This is a genomic window from Micrococcus sp. Mcc89, from assembly GCF_024519795.1.
GTDB classification, from domain to species: Bacteria; Actinomycetota; Actinomycetes; order Actinomycetales; family Micrococcaceae; genus Micrococcus; species Micrococcus luteus.
The window spans coordinates 1-2,185 of the sequence record NZ_JALJRI010000008.1 but is presented as its reverse complement, the minus strand read 5'-3'; the positions used below and the strand labels follow the sequence as shown (position 1 = coordinate 2,185).

Sequence of the window (2,185 nt, the reverse complement as noted above, 5' to 3'; positions counted from 1 at the left end):
AGGCATGACGTACTCGAGCACTGCCGGCACCACCACTGGCACCATTCATTGATGTTCCACCCATGAGCAACCCGCCATCACACACGCGGTGATGCAACGGGCACTAATGCTCCTTAGAAAGGAGGTGATCCAGCCGCACCTTCCGGTACGGCTACCTTGTTACGACTTAGTCCCAATCGCTGGTCCCACCTTCGACGGCTCCCCCCACAAGGGTTAGGCCACCGGCTTCGGGTGTTACCAACTTTCGTGACTTGACGGGCGGTGTGTACAAGGCCCGGGAACGTATTCACCGCAGCGTTGCTGATCTGCGATTACTAGCGACTCCGACTTCATGGGGTCGAGTTGCAGACCCCAATCCGAACTGAGACCGGCTTTTTGGGATTAGCTCCACCTCACAGTATCGCAACCCATTGTACCGGCCATTGTAGCATGCGTGAAGCCCAAGACATAAGGGGCATGATGATTTGACGTCGTCCTCACCTTCCTCCGAGTTGACCCCGGCAGTCTCCCATGAGTCCCCACCACGACGTGCTGGCAACATGGAACGAGGGTTGCGCTCGTTGCGGGACTTAACCCAACATCTCACGACACGAGCTGACGACAACCATGCACCACCTGTGAACCCGCCCCAAAGGGGAAACCGTATCTCTACGGCGATCGAGAACATGTCAAGCCTTGGTAAGGTTCTTCGCGTTGCATCGAATTAATCCGCATGCTCCGCCGCTTGTGCGGGCCCCCGTCAATTCCTTTGAGTTTTAGCCTTGCGGCCGTACTCCCCAGGCGGGGCACTTAATGCGTTAGCTGCGGCGCGGAAACCGTGGAATGGTCCCCACACCTAGTGCCCAACGTTTACGGCATGGACTACCAGGGTATCTAATCCTGTTCGCTCCCCATGCTTTCGCTCCTCAGCGTCAGTTACAGCCCAGAGACCTGCCTTCGCCATCGGTGTTCCTCCTGATATCTGCGCATTCCACCGCTACACCAGGAATTCCAGTCTCCCCTACTGCACTCTAGTCTGCCCGTACCCACCGCAGATCCGGGGTTAAGCCCCGGACTTTCACGACAGACGCGACAAACCGCCTACGAGCTCTTTACGCCCAATAATTCCGGATAACGCTCGCACCCTACGTATTACCGCGGCTGCTGGCACGTAGTTAGCCGGTGCTTCTTCTGCAGGTACCGTCACTTTCGCTTCTTCCCTACTGAAAGAGGTTTACAACCCGAAGGCCGTCATCCCTCACGCGGCGTCGCTGCATCAGGCTTGCGCCCATTGTGCAATATTCCCCACTGCTGCCTCCCGTAGGAGTCTGGGCCGTGTCTCAGTCCCAGTGTGGCCGGTCACCCTCTCAGGCCGGCTACCCGTCGTCGCCTTGGTGAGCCATTACCTCACCAACAAGCTGATAGGCCGCGAGTCCATCCAAAACCGATAAATCTTTCCAACACCCACCATGCGGTGGACGCTCCTATCCGGTATTAGACCCAGTTTCCCAGGCTTATCCCAGAGTTAAGGGCAGGTTACTCACGTGTTACTCACCCGTTCGCCACTAATCCACCCAGCAAGCTGGGCTTCATCGTTCGACTTGCATGTGTTAAGCACGCCGCCAGCGTTCATCCTGAGCCAGGATCAAACTCTCCGTAAAAAAATTACAGAACAACACCGTGGCAGCCGGAAATAACCACCACGACATCCATTCAATACCTAGCAAACCATCACCACACCACGGGGGTGGCAGGCGATGATCAACCAATATGTGTTAAAACAATTGGCATCAACAAACTTGGCACACTATTGAGTTCTCAAACAACAGGCGCTTCCAGCTTCAGCGACCCGCTCCGCGGGCCGTTTCGCTCTGGAGCAACTTCTCCATCCTAGACCATCCGTTTCGACCGTGTCAACTCCGTGTCCGAAGCATTCACCGTCCGTTCACGTGGCCGGGCTAGAAAACCTTACCACGTGATCCGACCATGTCAACTCCGCTTCCGCGGTGTCAGACACTCACCGGACCATCCACGTGGAAGGCCTTGAAAACCTTACCACATGATTGCCGGCTGTCAAACCAGATCATCTTCTTCAGGAATCCCGACCCGCATCACTGCCGGCCGCGCACCCGGTGAGCACCACCCGCCCTGGACCTGCCATTCTCGGCATGAATCCGCGGATTCTGTGTTCTTCACCCCGCCTCCC

The 2,185-nt window shown here is 56.7% G+C and carries 1 rRNA gene; it reads right to left on the bottom strand.

Annotation, left to right across the window (positions count from 1 at the left end):
• Positions 1–117: 117 nt before the first annotated feature.
• A 16S ribosomal RNA gene (locus NR072_RS00760) occupies positions 118–1,640 on the bottom strand.
• Positions 1,641–2,185 lie beyond the last annotated feature (545 nt).